Source organism: Gammaproteobacteria bacterium (genome assembly GCA_003696665.1).
Taxonomy (GTDB): domain Bacteria; phylum Pseudomonadota; class Gammaproteobacteria; order Enterobacterales.
Map to the genome: position 1 here is coordinate 1 of RFGJ01000284.1, position 1,396 is coordinate 1,396.

Consider the following 1,396-nt stretch of genomic DNA (forward strand, 5'->3'; position numbering starts at 1 on the left):
GCCCGCCGTGCCGGGCAATCCAAGAAACTTCAACCAGAACCACAGCGGGCAATTTTCGCGCCGCTTACCTACCGCCGAAGGCGGGTCGGGTGCATGCAGGGTTAGCCCGTTTCCATTTATTTTGACCAGGGATCTATCCTGATTTTCCAGTCTCCATCCTCCTTGATCAAATCAACACTGTCTGATTCCTCCGACCCATTTCCCATAACGATTTTCACGGTCACCTGTGCAATATCGCCTTTGACTGTTTCTTCTACTACCTTCACAGATTTAAGCCCCCCTTCAGCCGCCATCTGGTTAGATGCCTCAATCAATGCCGCTCGCCACTTGTCATATCCCAGACTCTGGATAGTTGAGCTCGACAAGTATCCTATTGCTTCTTCTATCTCCCCTTTGTCTATTGCCACAAAAAAGCGTTGGACTGTTTTTCCCGGCCCAGCACTACAGCCTGTCAACAACGTTGCTCCCAATAGAATAGCAAACACGATCAAAATCTTATTTTTCATCGTTCGTCTCCTTTCAAAGGTGTCACTGTACTGTAGATTAATGTGAAATGCCCGCTTTCAATTATCAATGATGGATAAATCACCTCCTTTACTTTCAAAAAAGGGAAGTCCACACTGTTGAACTGTCCATCAGTAATATCTATTCCAGCATCTTTATACGCTTTGTAAACAAGTTCTGTGCAGTACAACATATTATCTGAAAAGATATCGAAATCGCGATCAAAACGTTTTCTGCCCACCCAACTTAATGCGTTTCTGACAGCATTACTGATTACCCTTTGCTCTATACCATGAGGACGGTAGATAGCGAGAGATGTTGATTGTTCAACAAAAGTTTGGAGTGGCTCGATACGCACTTCCTCATTCCCTACAGGCAAAACGTGGATAACATATACCTTATCCATTCCCGTATATGCTATTCCTACATGGGAAAAAGATTGCTCACGGTCAAGCATGGCAACAAACTGACCACCCACGCTATTGGTCCGTCGAAACACCAAGTCACCACTTTCCACCACCGGCAATGCGTTTAGAGAGACAGCAATACTATTTGCAGGCACGGCCTTTCGGCGCGGCGTGCTTCCTGCCATCAACATCAACACTATCATCAGCAAGAGGAACAATTTGGCAAACTGCCATTTCATACCCATTTCTTTATTTTTGAGGTAGACATAAAGGTGTTCTAATGTGACAACGTCTTTTTTGCGCAGGATGCACCTATAGAGACCTCAGAGCATGGCAGTAAAATTGACAACTAGGTAAGACCAAGAAATGCGTTTTCTATCATAACGGGCTAACGGGGGCGTAACCGGCTCGCCGTCACTGGCAAGACTCGCCTATTTCATTATAGCCAAACTTGGCAATTTCCGCGCCGCTTACCCAGAGCCGAA

The 1,396-nt window shown here is 45.8% G+C and carries 2 protein-coding genes; both read right to left on the reverse strand.

The window, feature by feature from the left end:
- Window positions 1–116 precede the first annotated feature (116 nt).
- Complete coding sequence (locus D6694_07770) at window positions 117–506, reverse strand: DUF4878 domain-containing protein (GenBank protein RMH42604.1); 390 nt, start codon at window positions 504–506, stop codon at window positions 117–119.
- A complete protein-coding gene (locus D6694_07775) occupies window positions 503–1,156 on the reverse strand; it encodes a hypothetical protein (protein RMH42605.1) in 654 nt (217 codons plus the stop codon). Before D6694_07775 ends, D6694_07770 begins: the two co-directional genes overlap by 4 nt.
- Between the last annotated feature and the right edge of the window lie 240 nt (window positions 1,157–1,396).